Source organism: Verminephrobacter aporrectodeae subsp. tuberculatae At4, from assembly GCF_000193225.1.
In the GTDB taxonomy this organism is placed as follows: domain Bacteria; phylum Pseudomonadota; class Gammaproteobacteria; order Burkholderiales; family Burkholderiaceae_C; genus Acidovorax; species Acidovorax aporrectodeae.
The window spans coordinates 1-315 of the sequence record NZ_AFAL01000652.1 but is presented as its reverse complement, the minus strand read 5'-3'; the positions used below and the strand labels follow the sequence as shown (position 1 = coordinate 315).

Annotated in this window: 1 protein-coding gene; it reads right to left on the bottom strand. The window is 70.2% G+C overall.

From position 1 onward, the window contains the following. On the bottom strand, positions 1-315 hold a 315-nt coding region (locus tag VTU_RS33875), incomplete at both ends, for an Ig-like domain-containing protein (protein ID WP_010107304.1).

The window sequence follows — 315 nt, the reverse complement described above, 5'->3', positions numbered from 1 at the left end:
ACGCTGATCGTATTCGTCGCATCGCCCACCTTGTCCGTGGGCGTGAAGGTCGCCGTCCAGAGCGTGCGCTCGGCGTTCGGCGTGAGCGCGCCCAGCGTGCCGTTGGCGTCGGTGAGCACGACGTCGCTGGCGTCAAAGCCGGTGACGGGTTCGTTGAAGCGGATGCTGACGGTGGTGGTTTCGCCCGCGGTGAGCGCGGTGTCGGCCAGCGTGATGGTCGCGAGTGGGGGCGCTGGGTGTCGCGCGTGTCCACGCTGTAGTTGGCGCGTGCGGGAGTCGCCACTCGGCCGGCTGCGGCGTTGGTCACGCCGGCCA